At 67.2% G+C, this 15,328-nt stretch carries 10 protein-coding genes; 7 read left to right on the top strand and 3 right to left on the bottom strand.

Annotation, left to right across the window (positions count from 1 at the left end; translation table 11 throughout):
* The 3 genes from infB to ACNFJ7_RS11100 all read left to right on the top strand — a co-directional run bounded on the left by infB (position 1) and on the right by ACNFJ7_RS11100 (position 4,265).
* Entirely contained in the window at positions 1 to 2,871 is a 2,871-nt protein-coding gene (gene infB, locus ACNFJ7_RS11110) for a translation initiation factor IF-2 (RefSeq protein ID WP_419724217.1), read from the top strand.
* A gap of 350 nt (positions 2,872 to 3,221) precedes the next feature.
* Positions 3,222 to 3,623, top strand: a complete 402-nt coding sequence (gene rbfA, locus ACNFJ7_RS11105; protein ID WP_019368295.1) for a 30S ribosome-binding factor RbfA — start codon at positions 3,222 to 3,224, stop codon at positions 3,621 to 3,623.
* Positions 3,624 to 3,680: 57 nt separating this feature from the next.
* Complete coding sequence (locus ACNFJ7_RS11100; RefSeq protein WP_019368296.1) at positions 3,681 to 4,265, top strand: thymidine kinase; 585 nt, start codon at positions 3,681 to 3,683, stop codon at positions 4,263 to 4,265.
* Positions 4,266 to 4,342: 77 nt separating this feature from the next.
* Here the strand turns inward: ACNFJ7_RS11100 and ACNFJ7_RS11095 are convergent, their stop codons facing one another.
* Complete coding sequence (locus ACNFJ7_RS11095; RefSeq protein WP_019368297.1) at positions 4,343 to 6,601, bottom strand: TonB-dependent receptor; 2,259 nt, start codon at positions 6,599 to 6,601, stop codon at positions 4,343 to 4,345.
* 216 nt (positions 6,602 to 6,817) lie between these two features.
* Between ACNFJ7_RS11095 and truB the strand changes: the two genes are divergently transcribed.
* From truB to ACNFJ7_RS11075, 4 genes are all read left to right on the top strand, one after another.
* A complete protein-coding gene (truB, locus tag ACNFJ7_RS11090; protein WP_026008911.1) occupies positions 6,818 to 7,711 on the top strand; it encodes a tRNA pseudouridine(55) synthase TruB in 894 nt (297 codons plus the stop codon).
* A 24-nt stretch (positions 7,712 to 7,735) separates the two neighbouring features.
* Positions 7,736 to 8,005: a 30S ribosomal protein S15 gene (rpsO, locus tag ACNFJ7_RS11085; protein ID WP_010544825.1), complete on the top strand. Its 270-nt coding sequence runs from the start codon at positions 7,736 to 7,738 to the stop codon at positions 8,003 to 8,005.
* 182 nt (positions 8,006 to 8,187) lie between these two features.
* Positions 8,188 to 10,515 carry a polyribonucleotide nucleotidyltransferase gene (gene pnp / locus ACNFJ7_RS11080; RefSeq protein ID WP_019368299.1) on the top strand — a complete coding sequence of 776 codons (2,328 nt, stop codon included), beginning with the start codon at positions 8,188 to 8,190 and terminating at the stop codon, positions 10,513 to 10,515.
* A 159-nt stretch (positions 10,516 to 10,674) separates the two neighbouring features.
* Positions 10,675 to 11,112 (top strand): hemerythrin domain-containing protein, encoded by a 438-nt coding sequence (locus tag ACNFJ7_RS11075; RefSeq protein WP_152997727.1) that lies wholly within the window; start codon positions 10,675 to 10,677, stop codon positions 11,110 to 11,112.
* Between the two features lie 6 nt (positions 11,113 to 11,118).
* Here the strand turns inward: ACNFJ7_RS11075 and smc are convergent, their stop codons facing one another.
* Both smc and ACNFJ7_RS11065 read right to left on the bottom strand, forming a co-directional pair.
* Positions 11,119 to 14,526 (bottom strand): chromosome segregation protein SMC, encoded by a 3,408-nt coding sequence (smc, locus tag ACNFJ7_RS11070; RefSeq protein ID WP_019368301.1) that lies wholly within the window; start codon positions 14,524 to 14,526, stop codon positions 11,119 to 11,121.
* A gap of 18 nt (positions 14,527 to 14,544) precedes the next feature.
* A complete protein-coding gene (locus ACNFJ7_RS11065) occupies positions 14,545 to 15,306 on the bottom strand; it encodes a thioredoxin domain-containing protein (RefSeq protein WP_019368302.1) in 762 nt (253 codons plus the stop codon).
* Positions 15,307 to 15,328 lie beyond the last annotated feature (22 nt).

Genomic DNA, 15,328 nt, shown 5'->3' with positions numbered 1-15,328 from the left:
ATGAGCGACACCGAAAACGACAAGCCGAAACTGGGCATGCGCGCGCCGCTGGGTCTGAAGCGCACGGTGGAAACCGGCAAGGTGAAGCAGAGCTTCAGCCATGGCCGTTCCAACACCGTGGTCGTGGAGGTCAAGCGTCGCCGTGTCCTCGGCCCGCAGGGTGCGCCGCAGGACGAAGCGACGCCGGCGCCTGCGCCCGCGCCCGCTGATGCTCCGGCTGCTCAGGCCCCCCGCGCACCCGCGCCCCAGGCACCGCGTCCGGCGTCCCCGCCGCCGCGCAAGCCGATGGACAATCTGTCGCCGCAGGAGCGCCAGGCCAAGCTGCTGCGCGAGGCCGAAGAACAGCGCATGCAGGCGCTGGAGGAAGGCCGTCGCCGTGACGAGCGTCTTCGCGCCGAGGCCCAGGCCGAAGAACGTCGCCGCGTAGAGGCACGTGCCGCGGCAGAAGCCGAAGCAGCTGCGGCGCCCGAGCCGGCCCCGGCTCCCGCGCCCACACCTGAACCGAAGCCCGAGGTTGTTGCCGAGGCGCCGGCTCCGGCGCCGGCTGCGGCTCCCGCACCCGCCCCCACGCCTGAGCCCGCCGCACCGCAGGCCGCTACCCCGCAGCCGGTGGCGCCCAAGCCCGCCCAGCCGCAGGCCGCCGCGCCCAAGCCGGCTGCGCCGGCGCAGCCGCCGCGCCGTCCGGTGCCGCAGGGCCCGATCACGCTGCAGCTCGATGCGTCGCTCCCTGCGCCCCGTCGTTTCACGCCCGTGCAGCGGCCGGAAATTCCCAAGCCGCAGCCCAAGCCCGAGCCGCAGCAGGCAGCGCCCGCCGCGGCCCCGCAGGCGCAGCAGCAACCCGCGCAGAACCAGGCGCAGCAGCGGCCCGCGCCGGGCGGTGGTGCACCGCGCCCGGCACCGGCCGGCGCCGCGCCGCGCCGCCCGGGTGCCGATCCGGCCAAGCCTTCGCGCGACCGCAAGGGCGACGATCGCCGCCAGTCGGGCAAGCTCACCGTCACACGCGCCCTGGGCGGCGACGATGGTGCGCGTGCACGCAGCCTCGCGGCGCTGAAGCGCGCGCGTGAGAAGGAGCATCGCCGCTCCTATGGCGGCCCGCGCGAACCGCAGATCAAGCAGGTCCGCGACGTGGTGGTGCCGGAGGCGATCACCGTGCAGGAACTCGCCAACCGCATGGCCGAAAAGGGTGCGGACCTGGTGAAGGCCCTGTTCAAGATGGGTATGATGGTTACGGTCAATCAGTCGATCGACCAGGATACCGCCGAACTGCTCGTCACCGAATTCGGCCACAATGTGCAGCGCGTAAGCGAAAGCGACATCGACCTGCAGATCGATACCGAAGGCGATCCGGAGGAGATGCTCCAGCCGCGTCCGCCGGTAGTGACGATCATGGGCCATGTCGATCACGGCAAGACCTCGCTGCTCGACGCCCTTCGCGGCACCGACGTGGTGAAGGGCGAAGCCGGCGGCATCACCCAGCATATCGGCGCCTATCAGGTCACGCTGAAGGACAAGTCGAAGATCACCTTCCTCGACACGCCGGGCCACGAGGCCTTCACCGAAATGCGCGCACGCGGTGCCAATGTCACCGACATCGTCGTGCTGGTGGTGGCGGCGAACGACGGGCTGATGCCGCAGACGATCGAAGCCATCAATCACACCAAGGCGGCCGGCGTGCCGATGATCGTGGCGATCAACAAGGTCGACCTCGACAGCGCCAATCCGCAAAAGGTGCGCGAGCGTCTGCTCGAGCATGAAGTGGTGGTCGAGGAAATGGGCGGCGACGTCCAGAACGTCGAAGTCTCGGCGCTGAAGAAGATCGGTCTCGACGAGCTGATCGAGAAGATCCAGCTCCAGGCCGAACTGCTCGAACTGCGCGCCAACCCCGATCGCGAGGCCGAAGGCACCGTGATCGAGGCGAAGCTCGACAAGGGTCGCGGCCCGGTCGCGACGATCCTCGTCAACCGCGGTACGCTGCGCGTGGGCGACGTGTTCGTCGTCGGCGCGGAAAGCGGCAAGGTTCGTGCGATGATCGACGACAAGGGTCGGCAGATCAAGGAAGCCGGTCCGGCGATGCCGGTCGAGGTGCTCGGCATCTCGGGCGTGCCGTCGGCGGGCGATCCGCTGCAGGTGGTCGAGAGCGAGGCGCGTGCCCGCGAGGTCGCCGAATATCGCCAGGGCGTGCTGCTCCAGAAGCGGACGACGCAGGCACCGGCAAGCCTGGAGAGCATGTTCTCCGCGCTCAAGGACAAGCAGGCGATCGAATATCCGGTGGTGGTCAAGGCCGACACGCAGGGTTCGACCGAGGCGATCGTGGGTGCGCTCAGCAAGCTGGGCAACGACGACATCCGCGTGCGCATCCTGCACTCGGGCGTGGGCGGCATCACCGAGAGCGACGTTTCGCTGGCAGCGGCCAGCGGTGCGCCGATCATCGGCTTCAACGTCCGTGCCAATGCCAAGGCGCGCGAGATCGCCGATCGCAACAAGGTGGCGCTCAAATACTATGACGTCATCTATGACCTGACCGACGAGATCCGCGCCGGCATGGCGGGCGAGCTGGGTCCGGAAGCCTTCGAAACGGTCGTCGGCCGCGCCGAGATCAAGGAAGTCTTCTCGGCGGGCAAGCACGGCAAGGCCGCCGGTCTGCTGGTCGTCGACGGCTTCATCCGCAAGGCGCTCAAGGCACGCATCACGCGCAACGACGTCATCATCTACACCGGCGAGATTGCATCGCTGCGCAGGTTCAAGGACGATGTCGCCGAAGTGCGCGCGGGCCTCGAATGCGGCGTGACGTTCACGCAGAACTTTGTGGACATCAAGGCCGGCGACTATCTCGAAACCTACGAAGTCGAGCTGCGCGAACGTACGCTGTAAGGGGCCAAGGCTATCGATGTACACCTTTTGTTCCTCGACGGCCTGACCTGTGATACGCTTCCTTCCCGACTGCACCTGCGGCCGGGAAGGAGGTGGTCTTATTGGCACAAGATTCGACGGCAGTTCTGGTTCTGGGCGTAGCGATGTTTATCGTCGCGCTGCTCGGGCTGGTGGTGAAGCTGATTGAGCTGAGCCGCAAGGAACCCAGTGCGGGCTCCCGGTGCTGGAACGCCGGGGGCCCAACAGGATTTGAGCCCGGGCGCTGGAACACCCGGGCTCAGGAAGTGATCGATTGCACAGGAATCGACTGCAGTCCGTAACAAATAGCGAAAACCGGTCAGAATCACAAGATGCGCCAGAACGACACCGATGAAACCCGCTCCGTCCGCGTGCTGCGCGTGGGCGAACAGGTGCGCCATATCCTCAGCGAGATCCTCCAGCGCGGCGACGTGCATGACGAGGTGCTGGCGAAGCATATGGTCTCGGTGACGGAAGTGCGCATGTCGCCGGACCTGCGCCACGCGACGGTGTTCGTGAAGCCGCTGCTCGGCAAGGAGGAAGACGCGGTGCTCAAGGCGCTGCGCACCAATACCGCCTTCCTCCAGCGCGAAGTCGCCCACCGGGTGAAGATGAAGTACGCGGCGAAGCTAAAGTTCCTGGCGGACGAGAGCTTCGACGAAGGCAGCCATATCGACCAGCTGCTCCGCGCGCCGAACGTGGCGCGCGACTTGAGCGAGGGCGAGCAGGACTGAGGCCGCCGCGCCGAAGCGCGCACTGGACATTGGCCGCCCTTTTGGTGTGATGCGCCGATGGCCAAGCTCTATTTCTACTACGCGTCGATGAACGCCGGCAAATCGACCACGCTGCTGCAGGCCGATTTCAACTATCGCGAACGCGGCATGCGCACGCTGCTGTTCACCGCCGGGGTCCATAATCGCGGTGGCCATGGGGTGATCGATTCGCGCCTCGGCATCCACGCCGATGCCGTGCCCTTCGAAGCGCAGACCGACCTGCGCGCGATCGTCCAGGATGTGCATTTCGCCGCGCCGCTTGCGTGCGTGCTGGTGGACGAGGCCCAGTTCCTCTCCGCCGGGCAGGTGCGCCAGCTCGCCGCCGTGTGCGACGAGGATGAAGTGCCCGTGCTCTGCTATGGTCTGCGGACCGATTTCCGCGGGGTGCTGTTCGAAGGTGCGGCGGAACTTCTGGCGCTCGCGGACTCGCTCGTCGAGATCAAGTCGGTGTGTGAATGCGGGCGAAAGGCGACGATGAACCTGCGCGTCGATGCCGAAGGGCGGGCGGTGCGCGAGGGTGAGCAGCGCGAGATCGGCGGCAACGATCGCTATGTCGCGCTTTGCCGCCGCCATTTCGTCGAGCGGCGCGGCGCGATCGGCTGATGCGGAAAGGGCGCCGCGGGTCTCCCCACGACGCCCTCCCGCTATGAAGCGCCCGGAGGATGTCCCCCGTGCGTGCCTCAGAAGTGGAACCGGATCTCGCCGCCGATGATGCGCGGCTCGTTGATCATGCCGGTCAGGTTGTTGAAGTCGATCGCGCTCACCGCGCGGATCTGGTTGAGGATGTTGCGGGCGAACACCGCCACCTCATAGCCCTGCGGCGCGCGATAACCGACGCGCAGGCCACCTTCGACCAGCGCGCGCCCGCGGAACTCGCGGGCTTCGTAGAGGAAGTAGTTGATCGAGCTGCGATAGGCCCAGTCGGTATAGGCATAGACCTCGCCGCCATTGGCCAGCGGCACGCCGTAGCGGGCGGTCGCGTTCAGCACGAAGCGCGGCGCCTGGGGCAGGCGGTTGCCGTTGATCCGGGCGAAGGTGCTGGTGCCGACGGTGAAGGTCGGGTCGGTCATCGTGCACAGCGAACCGCACGCCGCCACGACCAGATCGGGATCGCGGATCTGGGTGAAGTTGTAGCTGCCGCTGGCGGTGAGATCGAGGCCGCGCACCGGGCGATAGCTGAACTCCGCCTCGACGCCATAGCCGTTGACGTGATCGGCCGAGAGCAGCTGGTTGGCGTTGCTCGCGCCGCCCACCGCGGTCAGCTGCAGATCGTCGGTGCGGAACCAGTAGCCGGTCAGCGCATAGTTCAGCCCATGGGCGGGAAGCGCGCCCTTGACGCCCGCTTCGGCGGACTTGGTGAATTGCTTGCCCGCGGTGGTCGGCACCGAGCCGAAGGTCACGCGGTCCTGGATCGCCGGGCCGAGATAGCCGGTGGCGAACCGCGCATAGACGTTGACGTCGGGCGTCAGCGCATAGGTGGCGCTGGCGTCCCAGGTCACGGCCTCGCCGGTCACCTTAGTCTGCAGCGGCAGCGTAAGGCCGGGAGTCAACGGACCGAAGCCGGTGATCACGTCGTTCTTGCGGTCATGCGAATAGCGAATGCCCGCGCGCAGCGTGAGCGCATCCGTCGCCTTGAACTCGCCCGATGCGAACACGCCGTAATTTTCGTTGACGTTCACATGGCCGATATTCTGGGTCTGCGGCCCGCCGCCCAGATTATATCCGTATTCGCTATAGTCGAGATTCTGGTCGAAATAGTAGATGCCGGCCTGGCCGCGGAACGCGCCGAACTGGTCGGTTGCGAAGCGCAGTTCCTGGCTGAACTCCTTCGGGCTGGTGATGCCACCGGTGTTTGACGGGAACAGTGCGTTGTTCAGCCCCAGCGCTGGGAACACATAGTTGTCGCCGCCGTCCACATCGCCGGTGCTCTGCACCTTGGCGCGTTCGTAAGCGGTGATCGAGTAGAGCGTGCCGATCCCGTCGAAATGATAGTCGAGCTGCAGGCTGCTGCCCCATTGCTCCAGCCACTGGCTGGTATAGCCATCGAGCTTGACCCGCTCCGGATCGAAGCCCGCCGAGAAATGATTCGAACCGCGCTGGAACAGGCCGGCGCGGAACACACGCGGGCTGCCTTCCAGGTCGCGGCCATGCACGTTGAGCAGCGCGTTGAAGTCGCCATTGGCATAGGCGAGCTGCACGCGGCCGGCGCGATCGGTATAGCCTTCCAGCTTGCGGCTGGCGACGTTGAGGCTGCTGGTGCTTTCGTTCACCACCCAGTTGTCGCGGCGCTGGACGAGACCCGAGACGCGCAGGCTGAAGCCGCCGCCGAGGGGGGCGTTGAGCGCGAGATCGGCGTTGACCGTGTTGTAGGTCGCCCAGCTGACGCTGCCCTTGGCTTCATACTGGTCGGTAGGGCGCTGCGATTCGAGCTTCACCACGCCGGCTGGCGTGTTGCGGCCGAACAGCGTGCCCTGCGGGCCGCGCAAGACTTCAACGCGGGCGAGGTCGAACGCCGGGAAAGCCTTCAGCATCGGGTTTTCGAGCGCGACATTGTCGTACACCACCGACACCGGCTGGGCGGCGTTGGGATCGAAATCGGTGTTGCCGAGGCCGCGGATGTAGAAGCGCGGGAAGGTGCGGCCGAACGAGCTTTCGATCTGCAGGCTGGGCGTGCGCGCCGCGAGGAAGCGGATGTCGAGGCCCGAGGAATTGAGCACATCGAGCTTCTCGCCGCTGATCGCGGTGACAGCGACGGGCACGTCCTTGGCGGCCTCGGTACGGCGCTGCGCGGTGACGACGATCTCGCCGGTCTGCTGCGCGGTCTCGTCGGGCTGCGCGCCCTGCACCGGGCCGGGCGTTTCGTTATGCGTGGCGGCCAGCGCCGATGGTGTCGCGAGCGCGGCACTGGCGAGCAGCAGGGTGCGCAGGAAAGAATGCATAGTCATGGCGGAATCGAGTCCCCGTGCAATGATGGGGCATCCTCTCCCGTATGACGTCGCGCTTGTTGTTCGCTGGTGTCACCGATTTTTCGCGGGCCTGTAGCGAAAACGTCATCGCCATCAAGTGAGGCCGTGGTTCGTGACCACGGTTCCCTTCCACCTGTTGCAATTTTGTCGTGGTTTGCGCCGGCGCCCAAGCGCACCTATGGCGCGGCGATGCACGGCTGGATCCTTTTAGACAAACCTCTGGGCCTTGGTTCTACCCAGGGGGTGAGCGCGGTGAAACGCGCGCTGCGCGAAGGCGGCTATGCCAAGGTGAAGGTGGGCCATGGCGGCACGCTCGATCCGTTGGCGAGCGGCGTGCTGCCGATCGCGCTCGGCGAAGCGACCAAGCTCGCGGGCCGCATGCTCGACAGCGACAAGGTGTATGATTTCACCATCCGGTTCGGCGTGGAGACGGATACGCTCGATGCCGAGGGGAAGGTGATTGCGACGTCCGAGGCGTTCGTCGACGGCGCGGACGTCGAGGACGTTCTCGGGCAGTTTTTAGGCGAGATCGACCAACTGCCGCCCGCCTATTCCGCACTGAAGGTCAATGGCGAGCGGGCTTATGACCTCGCGCGATCGGGTCAGGAAGTTACATTGGCGACTCGTCGGATCACGATCCACGATCTGCAGTATCTATCTTGGCAGAACGGGGATGGCGCGCAGTTCGCCACCCTCCGCGCCCATGTCTCCAAGGGCACCTACATTCGCAGCCTCGCCCGCGATATCGCCCACGCCCTTGGCACCGTCGGCCACGTCACCTATCTCCGTCGGATCAAGGCTGGGCCCTTTACCCTGGATCAAGCGATTTCGCTGGACTCTTTGGCGGATGCCGCTAAGGAGCGGCGCCTTGAAGACATTTGCCTGCCGCTGAGGGCGGGGCTGGACGACATCCCGGCTCTTTCCCTCACCCCCGATCAGGCAGGGCTGCTCCGCCAGGGGCGGGTCTTGGTCGGGATTGCCAAGGACGATGGCCTGTATTTCGCGCTGCTCGGGGACATACCCGTCGCGCTGGTAGAGGCGGAAGCCGGAAGCATCCGGGTCGTACGCGGCTTCAACCTGTAGCTTCGATGTCGAAGGAAAAAATGCATGTCGATCACGCAGGAGCGCAAGGAAGCGCTCGTCAAGGAACACGCTCGCAACGAGGGTGACACCGGCAGCCCCGAAGTGCAGGTCGCGATCCTCTCGGAGCGCATCGCCAACCTCACCGAGCACTTCAAGACCCACGCGAAGGACAATCACTCGCGCCGCGGTCTGCTGATGCTGGTCAACAAGCGCCGCAGCCTGCTGGACTATCTGAAGAAGAAGGACCAGGCGCGCTACGCAGATCTCATCGCGAAGCTCGGTCTTCGCAAGTAACACGGAAAGGCGACCTTCGGGTCGCCTTTTTGTCATTCCGGTGCGATACTGCATCGGTGATCCCCGGCGAATGGCGTCGGGATCGAAACGGGGGACCCGGCAATACGGTCGGTCCCACGAGCCACATACGGCTCACGCATAGGCCCCCCGCGTGATTGGCACCGGGGAGTGAAGGAAACGACATGTTCGACAAGAAGACTGTATCGATCGAGTGGGGCGGTAAGACGCTGACTCTCGAAACGGGCAAGGTTGCCCGCCAGGCCGACGGCGCGGTGATCGCGACCCTCGGCGAGACCGTGGTGCTGTGCGCCGTCACGGCTGCCAAGTCGGTGAAGGAAGGCCAGGATTTCTTCCCGCTGACCGTCCACTATCAGGAAAAATTCTCGGCCGCCGGTCGCATCCCGGGTGGCTTCTTCAAGCGCGAGCGCGGCGCCACCGAGAAGGAGACGCTGGTCTCCCGCCTCATCGACCGCCCGATCCGCCCGCTGTTCCCGGAAGGCTTCTACAACGAGATCAACGCCATCGCTCAGGTGCTGAGCTATGACGGCGAGAACGAGCCCGACATCCTCGCGATGATCGCCGCCTCGGCAGCGCTCACGCTCTCGGGCGTGCCCTTCATGGGCCCGATCGGCGCTGCCCGCGTCGGCTACATCAACGGCGAGTACATCCTGAACCCGACCGACGCGCAGGTTGCCGAAGGCGAGCTCGATCTCGTCGTCGCCGCCACCTATGACGCGGTGATGATGGTCGAATCCGAAGCCAAGGAGCTTTCGGAAGAGGTCATGCTCGGCGCCGTGCTGTTCGCGCACGATGCCTGCCGCGAAATCGTCAAGGCGATCGTCAAGCTGGCCGAGCAGGCCGCCAAGGATCCCTGGGAAATGGCGTCGTCGGACGACAACGCCAAGATCAAGGACAAGCTGAAGAAGCTGATCGGCAAGGACATTGCCGCCGCCTACAAGCTGACCGACAAGTCGGCCCGCTCGAACGCGCTCAACGAGGCGCGTGCCAAGGCGAAGGCGCAGTTCACCGAGGACGGCCTGAGCCCGCAGGAAGTCATGGCCGGCATCAAGCTGACCAAGAAGCTGGAAGCCGAAATCGTCCGCACCGCCATCCTCAAGGACGGCAAGCGCATCGACGGCCGCACCACCACGCAGATCCGTCCGATCGAGGCGGAGACGCACTTCCTGCCGCGTGCACACGGCTCGGCGCTGTTCACCCGCGGCGAGACCCAGACCATCGCTACCTGCACCCTCGGCACCAAGGACGCCGAGCAGATGATCGATGGCCTGAACGGCCTCAGCTACCAGAACTTCATGCTGCACTATAACTTCCCGCCCTATTCGGTCGGCGAAGTGGGCCGCTTCGGCGCGCCGGGCCGTCGTGAAGTCGGCCATGGCAAGCTGGCATGGCGCGCGCTGCACCCGGTGCTGCCGTCGAAGGAGGACTTCCCCTACACGATCCGCCTGACCAGCGACATCACCGAGTCGAACGGCTCGTCGTCGATGGCGTCGGTGTGCGGCGGCAGCCTCGCGATGATGGACGCCGGCGTGCCGATCAAGCGTCCGGTCTCGGGCATCGCCATGGGCCTGATCCTCGAGGGCAAGGACTATGCGATCCTGTCCGACATCCTGGGCGATGAAGATCACCTGGGCGACATGGACTTCAAGGTCGCCGGCACGTCCGAGGGCATCACCACGATGCAGATGGACATCAAGATCGCCGGCATCACCAAGGAGATCTTCGAGGCGGCGCTCAACCAGGCCAAGGCCGGTCGCGCGCACATCCTGGGCGAGATGAACAAGGCGCTGGGCGAAGTCCGCGCCGAGCTCTCCGCGCATGCACCGCGCATCGAGACCTTCACGATCGACAAGTCGAAGATCCGCGAAGTGATCGGCACCGGCGGCAAGGTGATCCGCGAGATCGTCGCTACCACCGGCGCCAAGGTCGATATCGACGACGAGGGCGTGATCAAGGTCAGCTCGTCGGATCCGGCGCAGATCGAAGCCGCGGTCAAGTGGATCAAGGGCCTGGTCGAGGAACCGGAAGTCGGCAAGATCTACGACGGCAAGGTCGTCAATCTCGTCGATTTCGGCGCGTTCGTGAACTTCATGGGCGGCAAGGACGGCTTGGTTCACGTCTCCGAGATCAAGAACGAGCGCGTCGAAAAGGTCGCGGACGTTCTGAAGGAAGGCCAGGAAGTCAAGGTCAAGGTGCTGGAGATCGATCCGCGCGGCAAGGTGCGCCTGTCGATGCGCGTCGTCGACCAGGAGACCGGCGCCGAGCTGGAAGACTCGCGTCCGGCCCGCGAACCGCGCGAACCGCGCGGCGATCGTGGTGACCGCGGCGACCGCGGCGGCGACCGCCGTCGCGAGGGCGGCCGTGGCGGCGAGCGCAGTGAGCGTGGCCCCCGCCGGGACCGTGGGGACAAGCCGCGCAGCGAGCGCAGCGAAGCCAAGGACGATGGCGGTGACATCGGCCTGCCGGCGTTCCTGACCGGTGATCGCGACTGATCACAGGCGTTTCGCGCAAGAAATGAAGGGGTCCGGCACTGCCGGGCCCCTTTTTTGCTTCCGCACGCCGGTGTGTTTAACTTTTATGAAATTGCCACTACGTATGTGTCAGGTATCGTAGCTGTAGGATCGCAACCCACTGCGGACAGGAGGATGGCGATGATGGCCAATACGACGATAGCCGATCTGCGGCGCGATCATGAGACGATCGATGTCCTGGCACGGCGGCTTTCGGGTCTTATCGAAGGCCCGGCGGAACCGCAGGCGCTGTCCGTCGCGCTCGATCATCTGCTCCACGCGGTTGCCGATCACCTCGATCGCGAAGACGCCACCATCTACACGCTTGCCCTTTCGGCCCAGCCGGGCATCTCGCGCGGCAAGGTGGACCAGGTTCGCGACGAGTTCGAACGGCTCAAGTGCAACTGGCGGGACTATCTGGTGCAGTGGACGCCGGAGCAGATCGCTGCCGATCGCGACGGCTTCGTCCAGGCGACCCGCGCGATGCTGCCCCGTCTGCGCAACCGCGTGCAGCTGGAGGACAGCCTGCTGGTCGCCGCCGCGCTGCAGGGCGAGCCGAGCGTCTCCAACTTCCGCTGAGCGCGGCTATTCCGCCGCCAGCAAGCTCGTCGCGCCGCCCAAGTCGACCGACACCAGCCGGCTGACCCCGCGCTCGACCATCGTCACCCCGAACAGGCGGTGCATCCGCGCCATCGTCGCTGCATTGTGGGTGACGATCAGGTACCGCGTGCGGGTTTCGCGTGTCATCCGTTCCAGCAGATCGCAGAAGCGATCGACATTGGCGTCGTCCAGCGGCGCATCCACTTCGTCGAGCACGCAGATCGGCGAGGGCTTGGTGAGGAACAGCGCGAAGATCAGCGCCACGGCCGTCAACGCCTGCTCGCCGCCGGACAGCAGCGTCAGCGATTGCAGCTTCTTGCCCGGCGGCTGCGCCAGGATCTCTAGCCCCGCCTCCAGCGGATCGTCCGAATCGATCAGCGCCAGATGGGCCTGACCGCCATTGAACAGCGTGGTGAACAGCGTGCGGAAATGGCCGTCCACCGCCTCGAAGGCGGCGAGCAGGCGCTGGCGCCCCTCGCGATTGAGCGTGCCGATCGATCCGCGCAGCCGATGAACCGCCTGGACCAGCTCGTCGCGTTCGCGCGCGTTGGTGCCAAACGCGGTTTCCAGTTCCGCCAGTTCGGCTTCGGCGACCAGGTTCACGGGCCCCAGCCGCTCGCGCTCGACCGATAGCTTCTCATGCGCGCTCGCCTCCTCCTGCGGGCTGCCGACGCTTTCCGCATCGAAGCCGAGGCGCGGCGGCAGCAGCGGCGGCGGACATTCGAAACGCTCGCCGGAAACGCGGCCCATTTCCACCCGGCGCAGATCCTGGCTTTCGGCGCGGGCGGCGGCCCCGGCACGGCGCTCCCGGGCCTCCGACAGCAACTCGCTCGCCTTGCGCAGCGCCGCCTCGGCGATACGCAGCGCGGCTTCGGCGTCGCGCTCGGCGGTCTGCGCGGCGGCCGAGTCGCGCTTCATCGCCGCGTCGGCGGCTTCGGCTTCGGCAAGCTGCGCCGCGATCTGCGCAGGGCGGGTGGCGATCGCCTCGCGTTCCTGCGCCAGCGTAGCGGCGCGCGCGTCCATTTCGGCCGTGCGCCGGGTAGCGTCGGCGGCGCGCGCCCCCCAGCTCCTCGCTTCCGCCCCAGCGGCGGCGAGCCGCTCGCGTGCCTGGGCGAGGTCGCGGTCGAGGCTCGCACGCTCGGCGCGCGCGCTCGCCACCGCAGCGCGTGCCGCGTCGGCGTCGCGGGAATGCGCCGCCACCTTCGCCCGCGTTTCCGCGCCATCGGGCAGCGCCGCCTTGGCCGCTTCGGCACGGCCGAACTCGGCGCCGGCGTCCTCCGCTTCGGCGGCGATGCGGCGGCGGCGGATGTCGAGATCGGCCCGCTGCGCCTCCAGTCGTTCGATCTGGTTCGCGGCGCGATCCTCGGCGCGCGACGCTTCCCGCGCGGCGAGATCGGCCTGGTCGAGCCGCTGGCGATTCTCGGCGGCGCTGCGGCGCGCATCGGCGATGCGGGCTTCGATCCGGCTGAGCTCTGCCGCCGCCGCTTCGAGCGCCGCCTGCGCCGCCGGGCGCGCCCGTTCGAGCGCGGCGAGCCGGTTGACCCGCTCCAGCCGCTCCGCCGCGGCAGCCCCGCCCGAGCGCGCGCGATAGCCGTCCCAGCGGCGCAGTACCCCCTCTCGCGTCACCAGCCGCTGCCCTGCGGCGAGCGGCTGCCCGGTATCGGCCTCGCACACCAGCACCTGTGCCAGGCGCCGCGCGAGCTGGGCGGGGGCGGTGACGTGTTGCGACAGCGGAGTGGTGTCGGCGGGTGGGGCGGGATCGCCTGCCAGCGACTCGGCATCGCCCCAATGGCGCTCGGCGCTCGCATCCAGCCCGGCCTCGAGATCGTCCCCCAGGGCGGCGGCGAGCGCACGCTCATAGCCGGCAGCGACGGTCACCCGGTCGAGCAGCCGATCCTTGCCCGCGGGCTTGGTCGCCTTGGCGAGCGCGGTCGCTTCGCTGTCGATCTGGGCGAGCTCGGCATGCGCCGCCGCCCGCGCCGCCTGTGCGCCGTTGCGCGCCTCGATCGCGGCGCGTTCCTCGGCATCGGCGCGGGTGAGGGCATCGCGCGCCGATTCGGCTTGGTGCTGGGCGTCCGCCCGTGCTGCATGTGCCCGTTGCCGTTCGGCGTGGAGCGGTGCGGCATCGCCGAGGGTGCGGACTTCCGCCTCGATCCGCGCCTGGTCGCGCTGGCTGCGGTCCACCCGGCCGCGCGCGGCGGAAAGCGCGGCATCGGCGACGCGCACCTCGGCCGCTTCGCTCGCCTGCTGCGCCAGCGCCTGCGACAGCGCGACCTCGGCATCGCGGGCGGCCCGTTCGGTATCGGCCAGCGCCGTGTCGAGCAGCGGCACGCGCGCTCCCGTCTCGGCGATCCGCGTTTCCAGCGCCGCCTGTTCGGCGGTCAGCCGTTCGATCGCCTCGGCGGCGTCGCGCGCGAGGGCGGCTTCGCGCGATCGGTCGGTCTCCAGTCGCCGGCTTGCCTCCGCCAGCTCGGCAATCCGCCGTTCGACGCCGTGGCGAGCGCTGCGCAGCGTCTGCAGCCGGTGCTGGGCATCGCTGGCGGCATCGCGAAGCCGCAGCGCCTCGGCGCGAAGCGTCGTCACCGCCTCTGCCGCTGCATGTTGTGCGGCTTCGGCGGCAAGCTGTGCGGTGCTGCGATCGGCGACCAGCGCGTCCGCCTCCGCCGCTTCGCTGCGGGCCGCATCTGCCGCCATCGCCGCGTCACGCCAGCGGGCGAAGATCATCCGCCCTTCGGCCACCCGGATGCGATCGGACAGCGCGCGATAGCGTTCTGCCTGCCGTGCCTGGCGCTTCAGCGCGGCGGCGCGCTGTTCCTGCTCGCCGATCAGTTCGTCGAGGCGGGTGAGGTTGGTTTCGGTCGCCCGCAGCTTCTGTTCGGCATCGCGGCGGCGAACGTGCAGGCCGGCGATCCCTGCCGCTTCCTCCAGCATCGCGCGGCGCTCGCCGGGCTTTGCGGCGATGATCGCCCCGATCCGCCCCTGACTGACGAGCGCGGGCGAATGCGCGCCGGTGGCGGCATCGGCGAAGGCGAGCGACACATCCTTGGCACGCACGTCGCGGCCGTTGATGCGATAGGCGGATCCGGCACCGCGTTCGATGCGGCGGATGATCTCCAGCTCGTCCTGCGCGTCCGGCAGATCGGCTACGATCGCCACTTCGGCGAAGTCGCGCGCTGGCCGGGTGGCGGTGCCGGCGAAGATCACGTCTTCCATACCGGCGCCGCGCATGGATTTGGCGCTGGTCTCGCCCATTACCCAGCGCAGCGCTTCGAGCAGGTTGGATTTGCCGCAGCCATTGGGGCCGACGATGCCCGTCAGCCCCGGTTCGATCCGCAGATCGGCTGGGTCGACGAAGCTCTTGAAGCCCGTCAGCCGCAGCCTTTTGATCTGCATGGAGTCAGGCGCGCGCGATCAGCGCGCGCCGGCCTTCTGGAGCAGCGGCTCCAGATCGGCCCAGGTGTTCACGTCGGTCTTGGTGCCGTTGATGAAGAAGGTGGGGGTGGAGTTCACGCCGTGCACATTGGCGCCATCGGCATTGACCTTGGCGATCTCCTCGATCTTCTTCTGATCGGCCAGGCACGCCTTGGCTTGGGCCTCGGGCAGGCCGTGCTGCTTCATGAAATCGACCATGCCGAGCGCCTGGGCGAAGCCGGCCGCCGCCTGGGGCGGAGACATGCGCTGGATCTGGTCGAGGATCTGCGGATTGGTCTGCTGCAGGCTCATGATCTTCTGTTCGAAACCTTCCTGGCCGGCATAGATCTGATCGAGCATCGGGAAGAAGGCGTCGGTGGGCACGCACTGGTTGAGCAGCGCCAGCGCCAGATCGGGCGCGCCGTGGATCAGGAAATCGCGATATTCATAGCTGACCCGGCCGGTTGAGACATATTTCTCGCGCAGCGGCTCCACACCGGTGGTGCCGAACTGCGCGCAGAAGGGGCACATGCGCGAGCCATATTCCACCAGCTTGATCGGCGCGTTGGGGTTGCCCTGGCGGAAGCCATTGTCGGCCGTCTTCTCCACCACATCGGCCCATTGCTTGCCGGCCGGCGCGGGCACGGCGGCGACGGGAGCGGTGGTCTGCACGGCCGCACTGCCGTTACCGCCAGAGGCTTTATCGCCGCCGTTGCACGCGGCGAGCGCCAGGAAGGGAAGAAGGGCGAGGGCGAAGCGCATGGGATTCAGTCTCCGGATGTAA

Source organism: Sphingomonas sp. HT-1, assembly GCF_048568905.1.
Classification (GTDB): Bacteria; Pseudomonadota; Alphaproteobacteria; order Sphingomonadales; family Sphingomonadaceae; genus Sphingomonas.
The sequence above is the reverse complement of the archived record's forward strand: the minus strand, read 5'-3'. Positions and strand labels throughout refer to the sequence as shown.